The organism is Arthrobacter sp. OV608 (assembly GCA_900110595.1).
Lineage (GTDB): Bacteria > Actinomycetota > Actinomycetes > Actinomycetales > Micrococcaceae > Arthrobacter.
This window is the reverse complement of sequence record FOEZ01000004.1, coordinates 152,289-171,525: the sequence shown is the minus strand read 5'-3', so window position 1 is coordinate 171,525 and position 19,237 is coordinate 152,289. Positions and strand designations below refer to the sequence as shown.

At 65.7% G+C, this 19,237-nt stretch carries 17 protein-coding genes and 3 tRNA genes; 14 read left to right on the top strand and 6 right to left on the bottom strand.

The genetic code is table 11. The annotated features are described in order from the left end of the window. The first annotated feature begins 117 nt into the window (after positions 1-117). Both BMX78_RS07410 and BMX78_RS07405 read left to right on the top strand, forming a co-directional pair. Positions 118-1,503 carry a glycine--tRNA ligase gene (locus BMX78_RS07410; protein ID WP_091418254.1) on the top strand — a complete coding sequence of 462 codons (1,386 nt, stop codon included), beginning with the start codon at positions 118-120 and terminating at the stop codon, positions 1,501-1,503. 2 nt (positions 1,504-1,505) lie between these two features. Beyond that, complete coding sequence (locus tag BMX78_RS07405; protein WP_091418252.1) at positions 1,506-2,534, top strand: GNAT family N-acetyltransferase; 1,029 nt, start codon at positions 1,506-1,508, stop codon at positions 2,532-2,534. A gap of 79 nt (positions 2,535-2,613) precedes the next feature. Here the strand turns inward: BMX78_RS07405 and BMX78_RS07400 are convergent, their stop codons facing one another. After that, complete coding sequence (locus tag BMX78_RS07400; RefSeq protein WP_091418250.1) at positions 2,614-3,438, bottom strand: lysophospholipid acyltransferase family protein; 825 nt, start codon at positions 3,436-3,438, stop codon at positions 2,614-2,616. A gap of 49 nt (positions 3,439-3,487) precedes the next feature. Continuing rightward, positions 3,488-4,246 carry an alpha/beta hydrolase gene (locus BMX78_RS07395; RefSeq protein ID WP_091418248.1) on the bottom strand — a complete coding sequence of 253 codons (759 nt, stop codon included), beginning with the start codon at positions 4,244-4,246 and terminating at the stop codon, positions 3,488-3,490. A gap of 84 nt (positions 4,247-4,330) precedes the next feature. Between BMX78_RS07395 and BMX78_RS07390 the strand changes: the two genes are divergently transcribed. The 6 genes from BMX78_RS07390 to BMX78_RS07365 all read left to right on the top strand — a co-directional run bounded on the left by BMX78_RS07390 (position 4,331) and on the right by BMX78_RS07365 (position 10,621). Next, on the top strand, positions 4,331-5,782 hold the full coding sequence (locus BMX78_RS07390; RefSeq protein ID WP_091418247.1) for a YibE/F family protein: 1,452 nt from the start codon (positions 4,331-4,333) through the stop codon (positions 5,780-5,782). 60 nt (positions 5,783-5,842) lie between these two features. Continuing rightward, entirely contained in the window at positions 5,843-7,021 is a 1,179-nt protein-coding gene (dusB, locus tag BMX78_RS07385; RefSeq protein ID WP_091418245.1) for a tRNA dihydrouridine synthase DusB, read from the top strand. After that, positions 7,014-8,303: a deoxyguanosinetriphosphate triphosphohydrolase gene (locus BMX78_RS07380; protein ID WP_091418243.1), complete on the top strand. Its 1,290-nt coding sequence runs from the start codon at positions 7,014-7,016 to the stop codon at positions 8,301-8,303. The genes dusB and BMX78_RS07380 overlap by 8 nt, the downstream gene beginning before the upstream one ends. A 52-nt stretch (positions 8,304-8,355) precedes the next feature. Continuing rightward, entirely contained in the window at positions 8,356-10,272 is a 1,917-nt protein-coding gene (gene dnaG / locus BMX78_RS07375; RefSeq protein ID WP_091418242.1) for a DNA primase, read from the top strand. A gap of 78 nt (positions 10,273-10,350) precedes the next feature. Continuing rightward, positions 10,351-10,423: transfer RNA gene (locus BMX78_RS07370), tRNA-Asn, on the top strand. Positions 10,424-10,548: 125 nt separating this feature from the next. Next, positions 10,549-10,621: transfer RNA gene (locus BMX78_RS07365), tRNA-Asn, on the top strand. Between the two features lie 51 nt (positions 10,622-10,672). Here the strand turns inward: BMX78_RS07365 and BMX78_RS07360 are convergent. From BMX78_RS07360 to BMX78_RS07350, 3 genes are all read right to left on the bottom strand, one after another. Next, entirely contained in the window at positions 10,673-11,080 is a 408-nt protein-coding gene (locus tag BMX78_RS07360) for a hypothetical protein (protein ID WP_091418517.1), read from the bottom strand. A gap of 74 nt (positions 11,081-11,154) precedes the next feature. Next, positions 11,155-11,349: a hypothetical protein gene (locus tag BMX78_RS07355; protein ID WP_091418240.1), complete on the bottom strand. Its 195-nt coding sequence runs from the start codon at positions 11,347-11,349 to the stop codon at positions 11,155-11,157. Positions 11,350-11,366: 17 nt separating this feature from the next. Next, on the bottom strand, positions 11,367-12,596 hold the full coding sequence (locus BMX78_RS07350) for a multidrug effflux MFS transporter (RefSeq protein WP_091418515.1): 1,230 nt from the start codon (positions 12,594-12,596) through the stop codon (positions 11,367-11,369). A 172-nt stretch (positions 12,597-12,768) separates the two neighbouring features. Between BMX78_RS07350 and BMX78_RS07345 the strand changes: the two genes are divergently transcribed. The 6 genes from BMX78_RS07345 (at position 12,769) to BMX78_RS07320 (ending at position 18,409) form a co-directional block, all read left to right on the top strand. Next, positions 12,769-13,623: a phage holin family protein gene (locus BMX78_RS07345; RefSeq protein ID WP_091418238.1), complete on the top strand. Its 855-nt coding sequence runs from the start codon at positions 12,769-12,771 to the stop codon at positions 13,621-13,623. Between the two features lie 113 nt (positions 13,624-13,736). Further along, a complete protein-coding gene (locus BMX78_RS07340) occupies positions 13,737-14,357 on the top strand; it encodes a CDP-alcohol phosphatidyltransferase family protein (RefSeq protein ID WP_091418237.1) in 621 nt (206 codons plus the stop codon). Next, a complete protein-coding gene (locus BMX78_RS07335) occupies positions 14,357-15,265 on the top strand; it encodes a DMT family transporter (protein ID WP_091418235.1) in 909 nt (302 codons plus the stop codon). The genes BMX78_RS07340 and BMX78_RS07335 overlap by 1 nt, the downstream gene beginning before the upstream one ends. A 127-nt stretch (positions 15,266-15,392) precedes the next feature. Beyond that, positions 15,393-16,589 carry a glycosyltransferase gene (locus BMX78_RS07330; RefSeq protein WP_091418234.1) on the top strand — a complete coding sequence of 399 codons (1,197 nt, stop codon included), beginning with the start codon at positions 15,393-15,395 and terminating at the stop codon, positions 16,587-16,589. Between the two features lie 73 nt (positions 16,590-16,662). After that, positions 16,663-16,736, top strand: a tRNA-Ile gene (locus tag BMX78_RS07325). Between the two features lie 485 nt (positions 16,737-17,221). Further along, the gene (locus tag BMX78_RS07320; RefSeq protein WP_091418232.1) at positions 17,222-18,409 is read left to right on the top strand and encodes an acyl-CoA dehydrogenase family protein; all 1,188 of its coding nucleotides are present in this window, start codon (positions 17,222-17,224) and stop codon (positions 18,407-18,409) included. A gap of 52 nt (positions 18,410-18,461) precedes the next feature. On the opposite strand, the gene BMX78_RS07315 is transcribed toward BMX78_RS07320, so the two are convergent. Next, positions 18,462-19,007 carry a M23 family metallopeptidase gene (locus BMX78_RS07315; RefSeq protein WP_091418230.1) on the bottom strand — a complete coding sequence of 182 codons (546 nt, stop codon included), beginning with the start codon at positions 19,005-19,007 and terminating at the stop codon, positions 18,462-18,464. Between the last annotated feature and the right edge of the window lie 230 nt (positions 19,008-19,237).

Below are 19,237 nucleotides of genomic sequence, written 5' to 3'. Positions count from 1 at the left end.
CACGCATCTTTCCTTCATCCGCCCCTCCCGGCAGCCACTGGTGCACACCTGTGGCGCACCGGGGCCTGAAAACCGCGGACCGCACCCAGCGGCCCTGTAGAAATTGGAGTTACCCCCATGGCAGCAAAATCCGTTCTCGACCAGGTCATTTCCCTCTCCAAGCGGAGGGGCTTTGTGTTCCAGGCCGGTGAGATCTACGGAGGTTCGCGTTCTGCCTGGGACTACGGGCCCCTCGGCGCCGAACTGAAGGAAAACATCAAGCGCCAGTGGTGGCAGTCCATGGTCCGCGGCCGCGAGGACGTGGTGGGCCTGGACTCCTCGGTCATCCTGCCGCGCCAGGTCTGGGAAGCCTCCGGCCACGTGGAGGTCTTCTCCGACCCCCTGGTGGAGTGCCTGTCCTGCCACAAGCGCTACCGCGCGGACCACCTCGAGGAAGAGTACGAAGAGAAGAAGGGCCGCGCCCCCGAGAACGGCCTGAAGGACATCGTCTGCGCCAACTGCGGCACCCGGGGCCAGTGGACCGAACCCCAGGAATTCTCCGGCTTGCTCAAGACATTCCTGGGCCCGGTGGCCAGCGAAGAAGGCATGCACTACCTGCGCCCGGAAACGGCCCAGGGCATCTTCGTGAACTTCAACAACGTCCTCACCACTTCCCGCAAGAAGCCGCCGTTCGGCATCGGCCAGATCGGCAAGTCCTTCCGCAACGAGATCACGCCCGGCAACTTTATCTTCCGCACCCGGGAGTTCGAGCAGATGGAAATGGAGTTCTTCGTCGAGCCCGGCACCGATGAGGAATGGCACCAGTACTGGATGAAGGAGCGCATGTCCTGGTACACCGGCCTGGGCATCCGCGAGGAAAACCTGCGCTTCTTCGAACACCCGCAGGAAAAGCTGAGCCACTACTCCAAGGGCACCACGGACATCGAGTACCGCTTCGGCTTCCAGGGCTCGGAGTGGGGCGAGCTGGAAGGCATCGCCAACCGCACCGACTTTGACCTCTCCACCCACGCCAAGGCCTCCGGCACGGACCTGAGCTACTTCAACCAGGCCACCAACGAGCGCTACACCCCGTACGTCATCGAGCCCGCCGCCGGCCTGACCCGGTCCTTTATGGCGTTCCTGGTGGATGCCTACACCGAGGACGAGGCCCCCAACGCCAAGGGCGGCGTGGACGTCCGCACCGTGCTGAAGCTGGATCCGCGCCTGGCCCCGGTCAAGGCCGCCGTGCTCCCGCTGAGCCGCAACGAGGACCTGTCGCCGAAGGCCAAGGACCTGGGAGCGCAGCTGCGGAAGAACTGGAACATCGACTTCGACGACGCCGGCGCCATCGGCCGCCGCTACCGCCGGCAGGACGAAATCGGCACCCCGTTCTGCATCACCGTGGACTTCGATACCCTCGAGGACCAGGCCGTGACCATCCGCGAGCGGGACACCATGAGCCAGGAACGCGTCTCCCTGGACAAGGTGGAAGGCTACCTGGCCGCACGCCTGATCGGCGCCTGAGCATGGCCATCGAATACCGCGAATGGCGCGAGGGGGACGACCTCTCCCTCCTGGAGATCTGGGGCGGTCCGGAGACCCATCAGGCAGGTCAGTTCCGCGGCGCCCTGACCATATCCTCCGACGGGTCCGGCATGCCGTGGCGGCGCTGCATCGTGGCTGAGGACGTCATCGACGGCGTGGGCATTCCCGTCGCAGCAGGCGTGGTCTATGAGGCGTCGCTGCACCCCGAGCGGCTCTGGACCTACATCGAAGTGGCGCGGGACCACCGCCGCAGCGGCATCGGTGCCACGCTCCTGACCATGCTGCGCCGTGAAGCCGAACAGTCGCCGTCGGGCGTTTCGAAGCTCCGCGCCAAGGTGGAGCCGGGCACCCCAGGTGCCGCCTTCGCCGAACACTTCGGCCTGACTCCGATCCAGCGTTCGCGGCTGGTGGTGGTGGAACCGGGCGCCCTGCGGCTTCCGGTGTTCCCGGCCAAGGACGACGGCGGACCGGCCAACGACGAAAACGCCGGTTCTGACGTGGTGATGGACCTGGCCACCGGCTCTGTGGAATTGACGGACGTTGTGGGCCGGTACTACACAGCCATCCACGACTGGGATTCCCCGGGAGTGCTGTCCGTGGGCCAGGTGCAGAAACTGTTCCTGGACGACCTCACGGGAGCCCACGGCGCCATCGTGCTGCGCGCACAGCCGGAATCTGCCTTCGGTGCCGGGGTTGCGCCCAGTAAGAAGGGCCGGATCCGGGCCTTTGCCGTGAGCTACGCCGCGCCGTCCGATCCGGACGCCGCACCAGGTGCGGAGAGCGCCGGGCAGGGATCGCCCACGGACGTGTTCGTTGGCCATGAGCCGGCGCTTGCCCGGGAAGATGCCGCCGAGGCTGTCCGCGACATGCTGTCCCTGATCGCGTACCAGCACCCGGTGATGCTGGAACTGGACGACTCCATGACGGCCTTGCGTGCCGCCGTCGAGCCCCTGCTGGAAAGCGGCAAGGCCCGCCTCGCCGGCCCGGAGACCTGGGTGGTCTCGGACTAAGCCGCCCTGCCCACCCAACTGAGTAGCGCCAAGTGTCGTTTTGATCCCTCAAAACGACACTTGGCGCTACCTACTTGGGCTACTTTCTGCGGGAAGTACGACGGCGGCGCGTCAGCACGTCTTCGGCGTCGAGCAGCTGCCGCTCGGCTTCGGTCGGGGCGCCGCCGCCCAGGTCGGCAGGCGTCCACCATGCGCCCGGCGGGACGGGCAGGGGAAAGTCCGCGATGCACATATCGATCCGCGCCTGCAGCCGGGCGCGCAGTTCAGCCGTTGCCGTTTCGGCGTCAACGTCCGGACCCACCTCCAGCGGTGCACCCACATGGACCCGGACCGGTGCATGCCAGGCTGAGTGCAGTGACAACCCATGACCCCTCGTCAGCAGGCGGTGGGCGCCCCACACGGAGACCGGAATAACAGGGACGCCAGCCTCCGCGGCCATCCTGACAGCGCCGGTTTTGCACTCCCGGACTTTGAAGCTCCGGCTCACGCCGGCCTCCGGGAACACGGCCAGGTATTCGCCGCTCCGCAGCTTGGCGACCGCCTCGTCAAGGGCGCCGCCGCGTTCCGTGTACCCCACCACCACGCTGCTGGTGGCACTGATGGCCGGGCCGGCGAGCCAGTGGTCGGCCGCGCCCTGATGGATCATAAACCGCAGCCGGGCACGCGCATGCTTCCACAGGATGAGTTCCACCGGGGCGAAGTCCAGGTAGCCGAAGTGGGTGATGGCAAAGACCGCACCGCTGCCGGGCGTCAGGGCCCGGGCGGTTCCCTGGCGCGGCCCGGGTGCCGGAAGATGCTCCCTGCCCGTGGCAATGATCCTGATCCGGAAAGCCCACCGCAGGAACAGGCCAAGGCAGATCAGCAACCGGTAGAAACGGTCACTCGGCCGGGGGCGCCAGGGCATGGAGTTCCTTTCGTTCGTGACGCCGGTGCAGGCAGGGCGGACAGGGTGCTTACAGGGTCACCTGCACGGACGATTCCGGCAGCAGCTGGTTGAATCCGCGCGGCAGGGCCACATCCGTCCCCGCCGCTTCGTTGAAGGCCTTCAGCACAAACCCGGTGGAGAGCGTGTGCCACAGCCTGATCTTGCGGAGCATAAAGTGCCCGGCACCCTTCAGTGCCACGTACTGCATCGAGGCGGCACCGGCCGCCGCGCGCCGTGCAAAAGCGAGCGACGCCGACGGGCTGGTCCAACGGTCGAAGGTCCCATGGACGATCAGCACCTTCTTGGCCGCCACCCCGGAGACCGGCGTACCGGGGCTGAGCCACGGGGCCAGGGCCACCACGGCTGCAACCTGCGGGTGGTCCGCGGCGCAGACGGCCGTCAGCCCGCCCATCGAATGGCCCACCAGGAACACGGGGACGTCCGGGTGCTCGCTGCTGATCTGCTTGAGGGCCCAGCGGGCGTCCTGCAGGGGAGTCATATCCTCCCCGTTCCAGCCCCGCACACTGTTTCGAAGGGACCACACCGCAAGCCCGTGCTGTCGGCCCGCGCGGTGGAGATGCCGGGCGAAAGGCACCATCCGCGCGGGACTCAGGTGCCGGGCCTCCACCGGCTCGCGGCTGTGGGACTTTCCGCCGTGCAGCACCAGGGCAATGCCCAGGGTGGGACCCGACGACGGAAGCACGCTGAGCACGGGCTGGTGCAGCATTCCCGCGGCTGCTCCAGCCGGGTTCAGGCCGTCATTTTCCTCAGTCCTGCGGTTGGCCATGCCCGGTACCTCCCAGTTCTGCCGATCCATTTATCAACCCTACGGTGCCGGACGTAGAGTTCAACGTATGAGGTTCTACTGCTGATGGGGTCCGGACACTCCCACGCTTCTACAGACCATTCGGAGCCGACACCAGAGGCGATTGCCGCCAGGCGGCGGGCAAACCGGATCCTGGCCGCAGTGTTGATCCCACTGACCCTGCTGACGCTTGCCGGGATGGCGATGCTGTGGCCCTCGGGAAGCAAGGAAGGCGTTTCCCTGGCTAATCCTTATTCGGCGGCCCCGGGCGTCACCTTCGACACGGGAACCATCCAGAGCGTGGCGGTCGAGAACTGCATGCAGGGCGTCAGCCAGCAGAACCAGGCCCAAAGCCAGCAGGGACAGGCCCAGCAAGGACAGGGGTCCGACTGCACGTTTGCCTTCACCGAACCGGACAAGGGCGGCAGCCCGGTGAAGGTGGTCATCAACCCGGACGTAGCCAAGTCCCACGGCGTCAAGCCCGGAGACCAGATCCGCTACCTGAACCTGTCCAGCGCACAAGGTGCCTCCGCCTCACAGGGTTCGCCCGCCTATATCTTCGTGGACTTCGTCCGGACCCTCCCGATCGTCCTGCTCGCGCTGCTGTACGCGGCGGTGGTGATTGCCGTCGCGCGCTGGCGCGGCCTGCGTGCCCTGATCGGACTGGTCGGCGCCTACTTCGTGCTGGCCAGCTTTATGCTGCCGGGACTGGTGGAAGGTAAGCCGCCGCTGCTGCTGGCACTGGTGGGATCCACCGTGATTATGATCGGGGTCCTGTACTTCGCCCACGGATTCTCCGCTCGCACCTCCACTGCACTCCTGGGCACCATCTTCGGCCTGGCCATCACAGCTCTGCTGGCCGCGTGGGCCACGGGTGCTGCCAACCTCGCGGGCGTTGGCAACCATGACGCCACCACCCTGATGAACACCTCGGCCAATATCTCCATCTCGGGCGTGATCCTGTGTGGACTCATCATCTCCGGCCTGGGTGTCCTCAACGACGTGACCATCACACAGTCCTCGGCCGTCTGGGAACTCTACGAACTTGCGCCGCAGAGCAGCGCCCGGAAACTGTTCACCTCGGCCATGAGGATCGGCCGCGACCACATCGCTTCCACCGTGTACACCATCGCGTTCGCCTACGCCGGCGCCGCCCTGCCGATCCTCATCATCGTGATGCTCTACGACCGCCCGCTCGCGGACACGCTCACCAGCGCCGAACTCTCCGAAGAGGTCATCCGCACCCTGGTGGGTTCCATCGGCCTGGTCCTGGCCATCCCGGTCACCACGTTGATTGCGGTGCTGGTGGTGAAGGCTACAGGTTCACAGGCCGTGGAGCTGCAGGTGTCCGGCACACATACAGCAGACGACGGCGGACGGGCGCCGGCCGGGGAACGGGCAGCCACGCATGCGATGACCCCGCCCGCCGTCAACCCTGACGACCTCCCCGATACCGGTACGCTCGCAGCCGCAGCTTTCCAGACCCGCCGGGGCCGCAGGGCCGCCGAGCGGGACTGACAGAGGGCCCGAAGTACCACCGACAATCCACGATTTGCCCGGCTTTGCAACAATGGACAGGTGACTGTTGCAGCAACTCCTCCCGCCCCCAAGCTGGAACTCCCGCCCCTGAAGCTGGGCCCCATCACCGTGGACACCCCGGTGATCCTGGCGCCGATGGCCGGCATCACCAACTCGGCGTTCCGCCGTTTGTGCCGCGAGTACGGCGGCGGTATGTACGTAGCGGAGATGGTTACGTCCCGTGCCCTCGTGGAGCGGACCCCCGAATCCCTGCGCATCATCTCCCATGACGACGACGAAAAGGTCCGCTCCGTCCAGCTCTACGGTGTGGACCCCGGCACTGTCGGCGCCGCCGTACGAATGCTCGTTGAGGAGAACCGCGCGGACCACATCGACCTGAACTTCGGCTGCCCCGTCCCCAAGGTGACCCGGCGCGGCGGCGGCTCCGCCCTGCCCTGGAAGATCGACCTGTTCACCTCCATCGTGCAGACTGCCGTCAAGGAAGCGTCCAAGGGCAACGTCCCGCTGACCATCAAGATGCGCAAGGGCATCGACGACGACCACCTCACGTACCTCGACGCCGGCCGCATCGCCCGCGATTCAGGTGTGGCCGCCGTCGCCCTTCACGGCCGGACCGCCGCCCAGTTCTACTCGGGACAGGCCGACTGGTCGGCCATCGCCCGCCTGCGCGAGGCCCTGCCCGACATTCCGGTGCTGGGCAACGGCGACATCTGGTCCGCCGAGGACGCGGTCCGCATGGTCCGCGAAACGGGAGTTGACGGCGTGGTGGTGGGCCGCGGCTGCCAGGGCCGGCCCTGGTTGTTCGGCGACCTCCAGGCCGCCTTCGAAGGCAGCGACACCCGCTTCCGGCCCAACCTGCGCCAGGTGGCCGAGGGCGTCTACCGGCACGCGGAACTGATGGTGGAGACCTTCGGTGACGAGGGCAAGGCGCTGCGCGAGATCCGCAAGCACATCGCCTGGTACTTCAAGGGCTACGTGGTGGGCGGTGAACTGCGTACCCGCCTGGCGCTGGTGACCAGCCTCCAGGTCCTGCGCGACACCCTGGCCGAACTGGACCTCGAGTCGCCGTATCCCGGCGTTGACGCCGAGGGTCCGCGCGGCCGTGCAGGGTCCCCCAAGAGGCCGGCCCTGCCCAAGGACTGGCTGGAGTCCCGTGCACTGAACGCGGCGCAGTCCGCCGATATCTCCGCAGCGGAACTGGACGTTTCCGGTGGCTGAGACGCGCACCGCCGCACCCGTGCTGCCGGGCTATGACAGCAACGATTCCGCCCGCTGGGTGGAGGAGCCCACCAAGAACGTCTACCGTTCCGACTTCGAGCGGGACCGCGCCCGGGTGCTGCATTCCTCCGCGCTGCGCAGGCTCGGCGCCAAGACCCAGGTGGTAGCCCCGGACACTGACGACTTTGTCCGGACCCGGCTCACACACAGCCTCGAGGTGGCCCAGGTGGGCCGCGAGCTGGGCCGGGCCCTGGGCTGCGACCCGGATGTTGTGGACACCGCCTGCCTCAGCCACGACCTCGGCCATCCGCCGTTCGGGCACAACGGGGAATCGGCGCTGAACGAGGTGGCGCACGCCATCGGTGGTTTCGAGGGCAATGCCCAGACCCTGCGCCTCCTGACCCGGCTCGAGCCCAAGGTCCTCGCCCCCGACGGCCAGCCCGCCGGACTCAACCTGACGAGGGCAAGCCTGGACGCGGCGTCGAAGTACCCGTGGTCGGCGCTGGAAGCGCCCGTGATCCATGGCCAGCGGACCAGCAAGTTCGGCGCCTATGAGGACGACCTGCCCATCTTCAACTGGATCCGGGAGGGCGCCCCCGAGCGCCGGTCCTGCCTGGAAGCCCAGGTGATGGACCTGGCCGATGACATCTCCTATTCCGTGCACGACGTTGAGGACGCCATCGTGGCCGGCCACTTCCAGCTGCGCTGGATGGACAACCCGGACCACCGCGCCCGGGTGGTGGGCTACGCCAAGCAGTGGTACCTGCCGCACAACGATCCCGCCGCGATCGACGCCGCCCTGGCCCGGCTGGAGGCCACGGACGTGTGGGTGCGGGAAGCGGACGGCAGCCGCAAGTCCATGGCCGCCCTGAAAAACATGACCAGCCAGCTGATCGGCCGGTTCTGCCAGAGCGCCTTGGAAACCACCCGAGCGGTATACGGTCCGGAGAACCTGACCCGATACAACGCCCAGCTCATGGTTCCGGACGAGACGGTGATGGAGATCGCCGTGATGAAGGGCCTGGCCACCACCTTCGTGATGACCACCGAGCACCGCCAGCCCATCTACGAGCGCCAGCGCGAGGTGCTCCACGCCCTGGTGACGGCCCTGAGCGCCACCGGGGACCGGCATCTCGAGCCGATGTTCGCCGCTGACTGGCGGGACGCGCCCGACGACGGAGCTCGCCTTCGCGTGGTCATCGACCAGGTGGCGTCACTCACCGACGGCTCGGCACTGGCCATGTACGAACGCCTGGTGGGGAGCCTGCCGTCGCTGTGGTGAGGGTCGCCACAGGGTTCCGGCCGCCGTCGTACCCCGGGGCTAGGATTGCTCTGTGGCTGGGCTGATCAAACGTGAAGATATCGACGAAGTACGCCAGCGCACGGACATCAAGGAAGTGGTTGACGGCTACGTCACGCTCAAGGGCGCCGGGCTGGGAACCTTCAAGGGGCTGTGCCCCTTCCATGACGAGCGCTCGCCGTCCTTCACCGTCCGCCCGCAGGTAGGCCGCTACCACTGCTTCGGCTGTGGCGAGGATGGCGACGTCATCGCCTTTGTGCAGAAGCAGGACCACAGCTCCTTCCAGGAAGCAGTGGAGAAGCTCGCTGCCAGGATCGGCTACGAGCTGCGCTATGAGGACGGCGGCACCGGCCCCAACCGCGAGGAAGTGGGGCGCCGGCAGCGGCTGCTGGACGCCCACAAGATCGCGGACGAATTCTTCCGGGCGCAGCTGCTTACCCCTGGCGCCGCAGAGGCCCGCACCTTCCTGCACGGGCGCGGGTTCGATCGTGCCGCCGCCGAGCAGTTCGGCGTGGGCTACGCTCCACAGGGCTGGGATGCGCTGCTCAAGCACCTCCGCGGCCGCGGTTTCACGGACGCCGAGCTGAAGCTCACCGGGATGTTTTCCGAAGGAAACCGGGGTATTTACGACCGTTTCCGCGGACGCCTGATCTGGCCCATCCGGGATATCGCGGGGGACACCATCGGCTTCGGCGCCCGCAAGCTCTACGAGGACGACCAGGGCCCTAAGTACCTCAACACCCCCGAGACCACCCTGTACAAAAAATCGCAGGTGCTCTACGGGATCGATCTCGCCAAACGGAACATCGCCAAGGACCGGCAGCTGGTGGTGGTAGAGGGCTACACCGACGTCATGGCGTGCCACCTGGCGGGAATTACGACGGCGGTGGCAACCTGCGGCACGGCGTTCGGCACCGAGCACATCAAGATCGCCCGCCGGCTGCTTTCGGACGACGGCACCGGGGGAGAGGTCATCTTCACCTTCGACGGCGACGCCGCCGGCCAGAAGGCGGCCCTGCGCGCCTTCGAGGAGGACCAGCGGTTCACCGCCCAGACGTACGTGGCCGTGGAGCCCACAGGGGCGGATCCCTGCGACCTGCGCCAAAGCAAAGGTGACGAGGCAGTCCATGCCCTGGTGCAGTCCCGCCGGCCGCTGTTTGAGTTCGCCATCCGCACCACGCTCAAGCAGTTCAACCTGGACACCGTGGAAGGCCGTGTGCAGGGCTTGAAAGCCTCCGTGCCCGTGGTTGCGGCCATCCGCGACGCGTCCACCCGTACCGGCTATTGCCAGGCCCTGACCGGGTGGCTGGGCATGCCGGACCCCAACGAGGTGCTTCGCCTGGTTACTGCCGCGGTGAAGCGGGGCGACCAGGGCGGCCCTGCCGCTTCCGGCCCCGGGGCTGCCTCCCGCCCCGCCCAACCGGGCGGACCCGGCGTAGCTGCAGGGCCGCCGTCGGGCGCTGTGCCCTCCTTCCACCGGCCGGACCCGCGGGACCCCGTGGCCTCCATGGAGCGCCAGGCGCTGGAAGTGGCCCTCCAGGAACCCGCCCTGCTGGCCGGCGGAGTGTGGGAGCGCTTCGCCGCCGCCCGTTTCGCCACCCCTGCCTTCCAGGCCGTCCACGATGCCATGCGTGCCACCGGTCCGGGCCTCACCGTTGATCCGGTGCGCTGGGTGGAGCACGTGATGGAGGAAGTTCCGGAACCGCTGCGGCCCCTGGTCTCCGAGCTGGCGGTGGTGCCGCTGCCGGCAAATACTGAGGAGGCGGTGCAGAAGTACTGCCGGGACATCCTGTCACGGCTGTTCGAGCTGCAGATCACCAGGGTCAAGGCGGACAAGATGGGGCAGCTGCAGCGGCTGGACCCGGCGGCCGACCCTGAAACCTACCAGCGGCTCAACCGGGAGCTGATGATGCTCGAAATGGAACGCCGTGCGCTGCGCGCTGACGCGTAGGAAGGCTCCCATACCCGTAGGGGCCTGCCTCGATTTCGTTTCCACGGCGGGTGTTTGCTAGGCTAATACCCGCTTCATTCCTCCTTAGCTCAATTGGCAGAGCATTCGACTGTTAATCGAAGGGTTGCTGGTTCAAGTCCAGCAGGAGGAGCGCGCAATCCCCGCTCCGGGCTTCCCGGAGCGGGGATTTTTTATGCCCGCATGCGGCTGGTGGGCCCGCAAAACCGTCGATTTCACATTGGTGCCGATCCTTTGCTAATGTCATACCTGCTTCATTCCTCCTTAGCTCAATTGGCAGAGCATTCGACTGTTAATCGAAGGGTTGCTGGTTCAAGTCCAGCAGGAGGAGCAACCCAAAAAATCCCCGTTCCTTCCCTTGGAAGGAGCGGGGGTTTTTCTTTCAGACAAAGTCCATCTCCACCTGCAGGAAGCGCTCTGCCTCCGCGATCGCGGCCAGGAACGCCTCCTTTTCGGTGGGGGACTTGCGCGGCTGGCGCGGGTTCCATTCGTGGGGTGCGGAATGGACACGCACGAATCCTGTTTCCGGCGGCGCATAGAAGATGCCGAACCTCTGAACGGGCCATTCCGGAGAGGTTTCGGGGGCCACCAGGAGCGCTGCATTGAAAGCCGGGTTGTACCACTGGGCGATCGGCCGACGGCGGTCTTCGGTGAACAGTCCCGCCGCATAGAGGGCGGCCGACTGCTCGCCGCTCTGGGCACACAACCGCTCCCACCACAGTGGCAGTATCCCGGTATCGCACCGTTGCCACGTGGCCGGGAGCTGCGGTTGATCCTGCCAGCTTGGCACAAACAACATTTTATCGCGGGAGGGGCGTTCAGCGGCAGACGGCGCGGTACCGGCACGCAGACGCGAAAGAAGGCCTAGGGGCGGTTCCAGGGGCCCGGATTGACCCGGTACAGCAACGCGGAGCCAACCAGCATGCCCAGCACAATGCCCATGGCGGGATTGCCCAGGGCGCGCCCCGCGAAATAGCCCACGACGGCGCCCAGCACCGCCCCGAGGAAGAGTCCCCGGCGGTTCCGGTGCGGCTTGCGCCTGGCAGGTTTCTTTGGCATCAGGAGGGCATCGGCAGTCAGTGGATGGATGGGACGGTCCGCGGCCGGACCACGAGCCACAAAGCCGCGATGGCCAGCAGGATGCAGGCGGCCTGGACGGCGCCCATCGGGGTGGCGCTGGTGATGCCCAGCCAGCCGACCACCGGCGAGATGAGGCCGGCGGTCAGGAAGGTCGCGGCACCCAGCAGCGAGGCGGCAGTGCCGGCCTGGCCCGCATGGCCGGCCAGGGCGAGGACCTGGACGCAGGGGAACATAAAGCCGGTGCCCATGATGTAGAACCACAGGGGGACCATAACGCCCCACAGTCCCAGCCCAAGCTGGTCGAACACCACGATCAGCAGTGCCATGAGGAAGGTCCAGGCGGTGGCTCCGGCAAGGATCCACTGCGGCGGCACCCGCCGGATGAGGCGGGAGCTGGTCTGGATGCCGGCCACGATGCCCAGTGAATTGATGCCGAAAAGCAGGCCGTACTCCTGTGCTGAGAAGCCAAACACGTCCTGGAACAGGAAGGGGGAAGCCGAGAGGTAAGTGAACAGCCCGCCGAAGTTCAGGCCGGCCACCATCAGCAGGCCAACAAAGATCCTGTCACTGAACAGGATGCCGTAGCGCTGGCGCATTGTCATGCCGCTCTGCCGGCGCTTTTCCGGGGGCAGCGTCTCGCGGACCAGGAACAGGGCGGCGACAATGACCAGGGTGCCGTATGAGGCAAGGAACACAAAGATCCCCGGCCAGGCCATCACCAGGAGCAGCTGTGAACCGATCACGGGAGCCAGGATCGGTGCCAGCCCATTGACCAGGGACATACGCGAAAACATCTTGACCATGGCGTAACCGGAGAAGAGGTCCCGCACCATCGCCATGGCCACCACGCCTCCGCCGGCTGCCCCCACACCCATCAAGACGCGGAAGATACCCAGGGTAGTGATGTCGGTGGACAGCGCGGCGCCAAGCGACGCCGCAATATGCAGTGCCGTCGCCAGGATCAGCGGCATCCGCCGGCCCACCTTGTCGCTGAATGGCCCCACCACGAGCTGGCCGAAGGCAAAACCCACCGTGGTCCCGGCCAGTGTCAGCTGGACCTGGGCTTCGGTGACGCCCAGGCTCGCCTCGAGGGCGGGAAAGGCTGGAAGATAAAGGTCGATCGTGAACGGACCCAGGGCAGTCAGGGCGCCGAGCAGGAGGATATACAGGAGTTTGCGGCGGCGGCTCAACAGATCGCCCGGATTGCTGGGAATGGTCACGATGATCAATCCTAGGCCCGGGATAACAGATTTTTGCAGCGTTGTAGGCCGCGCCGTCCGGCAAGCCCCGGAGTCCGCCATTGAACTGAATGATACTTTTGGGGGCGGGGACGGTGCAGCTGCACTCTCCCGCAGCACATGGAAGCCGAATCCACCATGAAACAGTAAGGCGGGACCGATGAGCGGACGTCACAGCGGGCGGACCAGCCAGGGAGTGCGCATCGCCGCGCTGCCCGGGACGCTTAAACTCCTTTTCCGGTTGGCGCCCCGCCAGCTCAACGACGAGATCGCCTTCGCAAAGATTGAGCTGAAGCGTAAAGGTGTCCAGGTTGGAGTTGCTTCCGCTTTCCTCGCTGTTGCCCTGGTCTTTGTCCTCTTCCTCGTGGTGGCACTGATCGTTGCCGCCATCATGGGACTGGCCACCATCATGCCCGCCTGGCTGGCTGCACTGCTGGTTTCCGCGGCGTTCCTGCTGATTGCACTCATCGGCGGACTGATCGGCGTCAGCAGGTTCAAGAAGGCCATGCCGCTGCTGCCGGAGGAGACCATCCGCGGCATCAAGCACGATATTGGCGTTGCCAGGGAGGGATCTGCCTTCAACCCTGCGGTCCTGGACCCCCAGAGTCCCGAGGCAAAAGCTGCCAAGGCAGCCAAGGCGGAAGCCGCTGCGAAGGCCAAGGCTGAAAAGGAAGCCAAGGCCGCAGAGCATAACAAGGAATTCCCGCAGGCCTCCGAGCCGGAAATCGCCCGCCGCCTGGGCCAGCGCCGCCACCACCTCGCCGAAGTCCGCGACGAACTCGGCGATGAACTCGATGTCAAAACCCAGGCCCGGTTCCTTTTGGCTGCTGCGCAGGTCAAGATGCGTGAGGGCCAGGTTCTGGCCGTCCGGGGCAAAGACCTCGCCGCGAGCCGGCTGGCCGGTCTCTCGGAATCCACAGGAGGCCTGGGCGCGCGGTGGAAACCTCTGGCTGCCCTTGCGGCCGCCGGGACCGTGTTGGTTGTGCTGGTCCGCAAGCTCCTCCGGACGTACTAGCCCCGGCCACACTGAGGCTGCTCCGGCAGCCCGGCAAGACAAAGTCAGCGGCAGTGAACAGGGACACGAATCGTTAGTACGCGCCGCGGGCAGCAGGAAGGAAAGGGGACGGGATGAAGTTCATCGGTGCCGGCTCCCGTCCCGGCCGCCCCCAGGTCGACCACGACCGCGTCTTCACCATCCCCAACCTGCTCACCGTTGTGCGGTTTATGGGCGTGCCGCTGTTCATTTGGCTGGTCTTGGCACAAAAGCAATACGCCGCAGGCGTGGTGGTTTTGGCGGTTATGGCCGGAACGGACTGGATCGACGGGTACGTTGCCCGCCGCTTCGACCAGGCCTCGAAGCTCGGACGGGTCCTGGATCCCATCGCCGACCGCCTGGCTCTGATCGCCGTCGCCGTCACGCTGGTGATTGCCGGCGTCGTCCACTGGCTCTACCTTGCCGCGCTGGTGGTCCCGGACGCCATCCTGCTGGCCCTGACGCTGTCCTTCTTCCGCGGCCACCCGGATCTTCCGGTCAGCATTGTGGGAAAGGTCCGCACCGGCCTGCTGCTTCTGGGCACTCCGCTGCTGGTCCTCTCCCGACTGGATACGAAATTCTCTGATGAGCTGTTCGTGGCAGCGTGGATTGTGCTGGGCCTGGGCCTGATCGGCCACTGGATAGCCGCCTACAACTATTTCTGGGCCATCCTGCGCAAGGGCAGAAGGCTGCATCACGACGGCGGGACCGCCTGATGGTCTGGCTCGCCGTGGTACTCGCGGTGCTGGGTGCGTTCTGCCTGGCTTTGGGTGCGCAGCGCCAGGGCAGTGCGGTCAAGGCCGACACCGGGGGATTGGCCCTGAGCTCGAACGGGTTCCTCCGCCTGTTGAGGAATCCGCGCTGGGTGTTCGGCCTCCTCCTGCTGGGCGCCGGAATGGCGATGAACGCTGTTGCCCTTGTCTCCGCCCCGCTGACCGTCGTCCAGCCCATCGGGGCCATCGCGCTCGTCATCACCACCATCATCAATGCCAAAGACCAGGACCTGACGATCAACCGGGCAACGGTGGTTGCCATCTCAGCCTGTGTGACAGGCTCGGCACTCTTTGTCATCCTCGCGGTCAACGTCACCCAGGAAAACCACCACGTAAGCTTCGCCGACGAACTGACGATCGTCCTGCTGCTGGCCCTCGCCGTCGGACTCTTCGGCACTTTGGCAGTCATGTTCAAGCACCGGATCAACGCCTTCGTCTACATCCTGGGGGCCGGGGTGCTCTTTGGATTCGTAGCCGTACTCACCCGGATCATCGGCAAGCACCTGCTCGATCCCAACGGGCTCTTCCTGCTGAACGTGCAGTGGTACTCAGTGGTGGCCCTCATCGCCGCAGGTGGACTGGGGTCATGGTTTGTCCAAAACGCCTACTCCTCAGGGCCGCCGGACCTGGTCATCGCAGGACTCACCGTGATTGATCCCTTAGTGGGAATCGCCATCGGGATTGTCATCCTCGGCGAACTCCGTCCGGATGTGCACGCCGTAATGGCCATTGCCATGGGAACTGCCGCATCCCTTGCTATCGTGGGGGTAATCGCCCTTTCCAGGCACCACCCCGAGGTCACCAAGCGCAAGAAGGACGCGCCGCGGGCCGCGGGCAAGCCAACCCTGTAGTCCTGTCCGCCCTTCCTGTCCATCCAGTCCCTTCCAGCCAGCAAATACACGAGGCCCCGGCGCCAGCCGCGGCCGGCCGTGCTGTCAGTACACGCTGTCCGCACCGTGACCATCAGGAGCCCTCCACGTGACCACGCCCGCAGACCAGCGACCCCTGACCATCCTGATAGCTGCCGACACCTACCCGCCGCACATCAACGGCGCAGCCCAGTTCGGCTACCGCCTGGCGAAGGGAATGTCCGGCCGCGGCCACAACGTGCACGTGCTGGCCTGCCGTGCGGACAACGGCAAGAGCTTCACCGAGTTCCGCTTGGAGGCAACCGTCCACCGGCTCCGCTCGCACGGGGTCCCCACGCACGAGTACTTCCGGATCTGCTTCCCCTGGGAAATCAAGAAGGAAATCAGCCTCCTCTTCGACCGCGTCCAGCCCGATGTGGTGCACATCCAGAGCCACTACATGATCGGCGAGCACGTCCTCTATGAAGCTGTCCGGCGCGGCATCCGCGTCGTTGCCACCAACCACTTCATGCCGGAAAACCTCAACCCGTTCCTTCCCTTTCCCCAGTGGTTCAAGAACATTATCGGGCGCATCTCCTGGAAGGACATGGGCAAGGTCATGGGCCAGGCCGATGTGGTGACCACCCCCACCCCGCTGGCGGCCAAAGCCATGCACCAGCATGCCTTCCTGCGCAAAGTCCTTCCGCTGTCCAACGGCATCGACTCCGCCGCCTACGAACTGCAGCCCGGCGAACAGATCGAACCGCACGCCCACCCCACCGTGTTGTTCGTGGGCCGCCTGGCGGAGGAAAAGCATGTGGATGTGCTGATCGAGGCCATCGGCAAGACGCCCGCAGAGCTGAAGGTTCACTTGGAGATCGTGGGCGGCGGCGAAGTGAGGTCCAACCTCGAAAACCTCGTCCAGCGGCTCGGGCTGGGGGACCGGGTAAAGTTCCTGGGCCTGGCCAGCGACGAGGAGCTGCGGAAGGCTTACATCCGGGCTGACCTGTTCTGCATGCCCGGCACCGCGGAGCTTCAGTCGCTGGTCACCCTGGAGGCGATGTCGGCGTCCACCCCGGTGGTATTGGCCAACGCCATGGCCCTGCCGCACCTGGTCCGCGATGGCGAAAACGGATACCTGTTCGCTCCCGGTGACAGCGATGACCTGGCCAAAAAGATCACCCTGATCCTGGAACTTCCCGCGGACCAGCGCGCAGCCATGGGCCAGGTCAGCCGGCAGATGGTGGAACCGCACAGCATGCAGGGAACCCTGCAGACCTTCGAGGACCTCTACCGGGGCGCCGGATTCGAAGACAAGGTGGTCTAAACGCCTTCCGGGGTTTGCTAGAGTGTTTTTGCCCTGCTGCCGACCACTGTTGGTGGAAGGTTCGGGGCATCAAGGGGCTATAGCTCAGCTGGTTAGAGCGCGGGACTCATAATCCTAAGGTCCTCGGTTCAAGTCCGAGTAGCCCTACTTTCAACACCCCGGAAACCGCGGCCGGTGCACATCGCCGGCCGCGGTTTTTCTTTCTTGCGGCCAAAACAGGGACGCCCCATCACGTCCCGCAACATTCCGGCGAACGCCCCATCACCTCCCGCACTGTTCCTGGCAACGCCCCATCACCCCCCGCAACATTCCGGCCAACGCCCCATCACCCCCCGCAACATTCCGGCCAACGCCCCATCAGTGTTTGGAGCTTCCCTCGGTGGGGCCGAACGCGTGCCTGGCGAGGCCGCCGTCGAGCCCATCCTCCAAGTGATAGAGCCATGCTCCAAAACCTGCAGGAGGTGATGGGGCGTTGGGGTGGATGCTGCAGGAGGTGATGGGGCGTTTGGGGGAGGAGGCATGTCCTTATACCGGCCTTTCATAAGAGCCCCAGATGCGGTATGTTACTGACCAGTAACATACCGTGCTCATTCCGCGAGCCCCGGTCACCGCTGATCACTTGCGAGGTAACCATGTCCACGTCCGATTCCAACCTCAGCCTGCCCTACGCCGACGGCGACTTCTATGCCTTCGAACAGATGCTGAGCGCAAAAGAGCAGGACCGGCTGGCGGAGGTCAGGGACTTCCTGGCCCGCGAGGTCAAGCCCATCGCCGTGGACTGCTGGAACCGTGGCGAATTCCCCATGGAGCTGATTCCGAAGCTCGCCGACATCGACCTGGTCAGCCCGGTCCGGCGGCAAGGCCACTCCAACCTCTTCGCCGGCCTGATGCACGCCGAGGTGACCCGTGCCGACGCTTCCATCTCCACCTTTATGGGTGTGCACGACGGACTCTTTACCGGTTCCATCGAAGCCCTGGCCTCCCAGGAGCAAAAGGACGCCTGGCTTCCCGACATCTATTCACTTCGGAAAATCGGGGCTTTCGGCCTGACCGAACCGCTGGGGGGATCGGATGTGGCCGGCGGGACCCGCACCACTGCCAAGCGCGAGGGGGACTCCTGGATCCTCAACGGCGCCAAGCGCTGGATTGGTAACGCCACCTTCTCCGACTGGGTGGTCATTTATGCACGCGACTTGGACGACAACCAGGTTAAAGGGTTCCTGGTGGACACCACGCTGGAGGGCTTCAGCGCGGCGAAGATCGAGAACAAGATCGCCCTCCGGACGGTTCAGAACGCCGACATCACCCTGGAAAACGTGGTGGTCCCGGACTTTTACAAGCTGGCGCACGCCAACAGCTTCCGTGACGTCAACAAAGTCCTCAAGGTCACCCGCCTTGGGGTCGCCTGGCAGGCCGTGGGCCAGCAGCTGGCAGCCTTCGACGTGGCGCGCCGGTACGCGGTGGAGCGCCACCAGTTCGGCCGGCCCCTTGCATCTTTCCAGCTGGTCCAGAGCCAGCTCGTGCAGATCCTGGGCAATGCCGTCAGCTCCATGGGCATGATGGTCCGGCTCTCCCAGCTTGAGGATGCCGGCGAGGCGAAGGACGAGCAGTCCGCCTTGGCGAAGGCCTTCACCACGGCCAGGATGCGTGAAAGCGTGGCCATCGGCAGGAACATCCTGGGCGGCAACGGGATCGTGACTGACTTTGAGATGGCAAAGATCTTCGCGGACGCCGAAGCCATCTACTCGTACGAGGGAACCCACGAGATCAACACCCTGGTGACAGGCCGGGCGATCACGGGAATTTCCGCCATCGTCTGATCAGGCGTGTGGCCCGGCTTCTGGCCTCCGGCTGGTGTTTGCTTGCTGCCTGCTAGCCCAGCGGCAGCAGGATGGACGGCCGCAGGTCCATCACGAACTGCAGAGGATTGACGTAGTCGTCGCCGCGCCGGACGCCCCAGTGCACACAGAACGCGGCGGCGCAGTGGCCTGGCACAAGCGTCCCGAGCACCTGCCCGGCGGCTACCACGCTGCCGGCGGTCAAGGTACTCTCCACGGGTTCGAAGCTGCTGCGTAATCCGTTGCCGTGGTCTACGGTGATCACCGGCCGGTCCACCACCACGCCCACGAAGCTGACGGTGCCCGCCGCCGGCGAGGTGACCTCTACGCCGTCGGACACTGCCCCCAGGTCTACACCGCGGTGACCGCTGAGCCAGGGCTTGGGCGGCGGATCAAAATCCCGCAGCACGTTGGGGCGCGGGGCGAGCGGCCACCTCCAGGAAGGCGCTGCGACAGGGGCGGAAACTTCCGTCTGTGGCGCTGCAGTGGAGGGTGCCGGGTCGAACGCCAGTACCTCCCCGGCCGGGGCCAAGGAGGCGGGCAGCAGGAGCAGGGCCGCAAGCAGTGCCGATGGTTTCATGAATCCAGCGTGCGCGGGTTGAAAAGCTGCCGGCAGGGCCAGGTTCCCGTATGTGGAAAAAGCACGTCGACGCCGTCGTCCGAACCTTTCTGCATGTCCTCCGCGTGCGGGGGCCTGTAGTACACTTGATGGAGCAGTTTGCTGCGCCCTCAACGCTTTCCGTCCAGCGTCTATCCCAAAGGTTCTTCCTACGGTATATGCCCCTGTCCGGCCTGCGTCGGCACATCTCA

Excerpts from the sequence above, each read along its gene's own strand:
- BMX78_RS07410 (WP_091418254.1), top strand. The coding sequence starts at position 118 with ATGGCAGCAAAATCCGTTCTCGACCAGGTCATTTCCCTCTCCAAGCGG.
- BMX78_RS07405 (WP_091418252.1), top strand. The coding sequence starts at position 1,506 with ATGGCCATCGAATACCGCGAATGGCGCGAGGGGGACGACCTCTCCCTC.
- BMX78_RS07400 (WP_091418250.1), bottom strand. The coding sequence starts at position 3,438 with ATGCCCTGGCGCCCCCGGCCGAGTGACCGTTTCTACCGGTTGCTGATC.
- BMX78_RS07395 (WP_091418248.1), bottom strand. The coding sequence starts at position 4,246 with ATGGCCAACCGCAGGACTGAGGAAAATGACGGCCTGAACCCGGCTGGA.
- BMX78_RS07390 (WP_091418247.1), top strand. The coding sequence starts at position 4,331 with ATGGGGTCCGGACACTCCCACGCTTCTACAGACCATTCGGAGCCGACA.
- BMX78_RS07355 (WP_091418240.1), bottom strand. The coding sequence starts at position 11,349 with ATGCCAAAGAAACCTGCCAGGCGCAAGCCGCACCGGAACCGCCGGGGA.
- BMX78_RS07345 (WP_091418238.1), top strand. The coding sequence starts at position 12,769 with ATGAGCGGACGTCACAGCGGGCGGACCAGCCAGGGAGTGCGCATCGCC.
- BMX78_RS07340 (WP_091418237.1), top strand. The coding sequence starts at position 13,737 with ATGAAGTTCATCGGTGCCGGCTCCCGTCCCGGCCGCCCCCAGGTCGAC.
- BMX78_RS07335 (WP_091418235.1), top strand. The coding sequence starts at position 14,357 with ATGGTCTGGCTCGCCGTGGTACTCGCGGTGCTGGGTGCGTTCTGCCTG.
- BMX78_RS07320 (WP_091418232.1), top strand. The coding sequence starts at position 17,222 with ATGTCCACGTCCGATTCCAACCTCAGCCTGCCCTACGCCGACGGCGAC.
- BMX78_RS07315 (WP_091418230.1), bottom strand. The coding sequence starts at position 19,007 with ATGAAACCATCGGCACTGCTTGCGGCCCTGCTCCTGCTGCCCGCCTCC.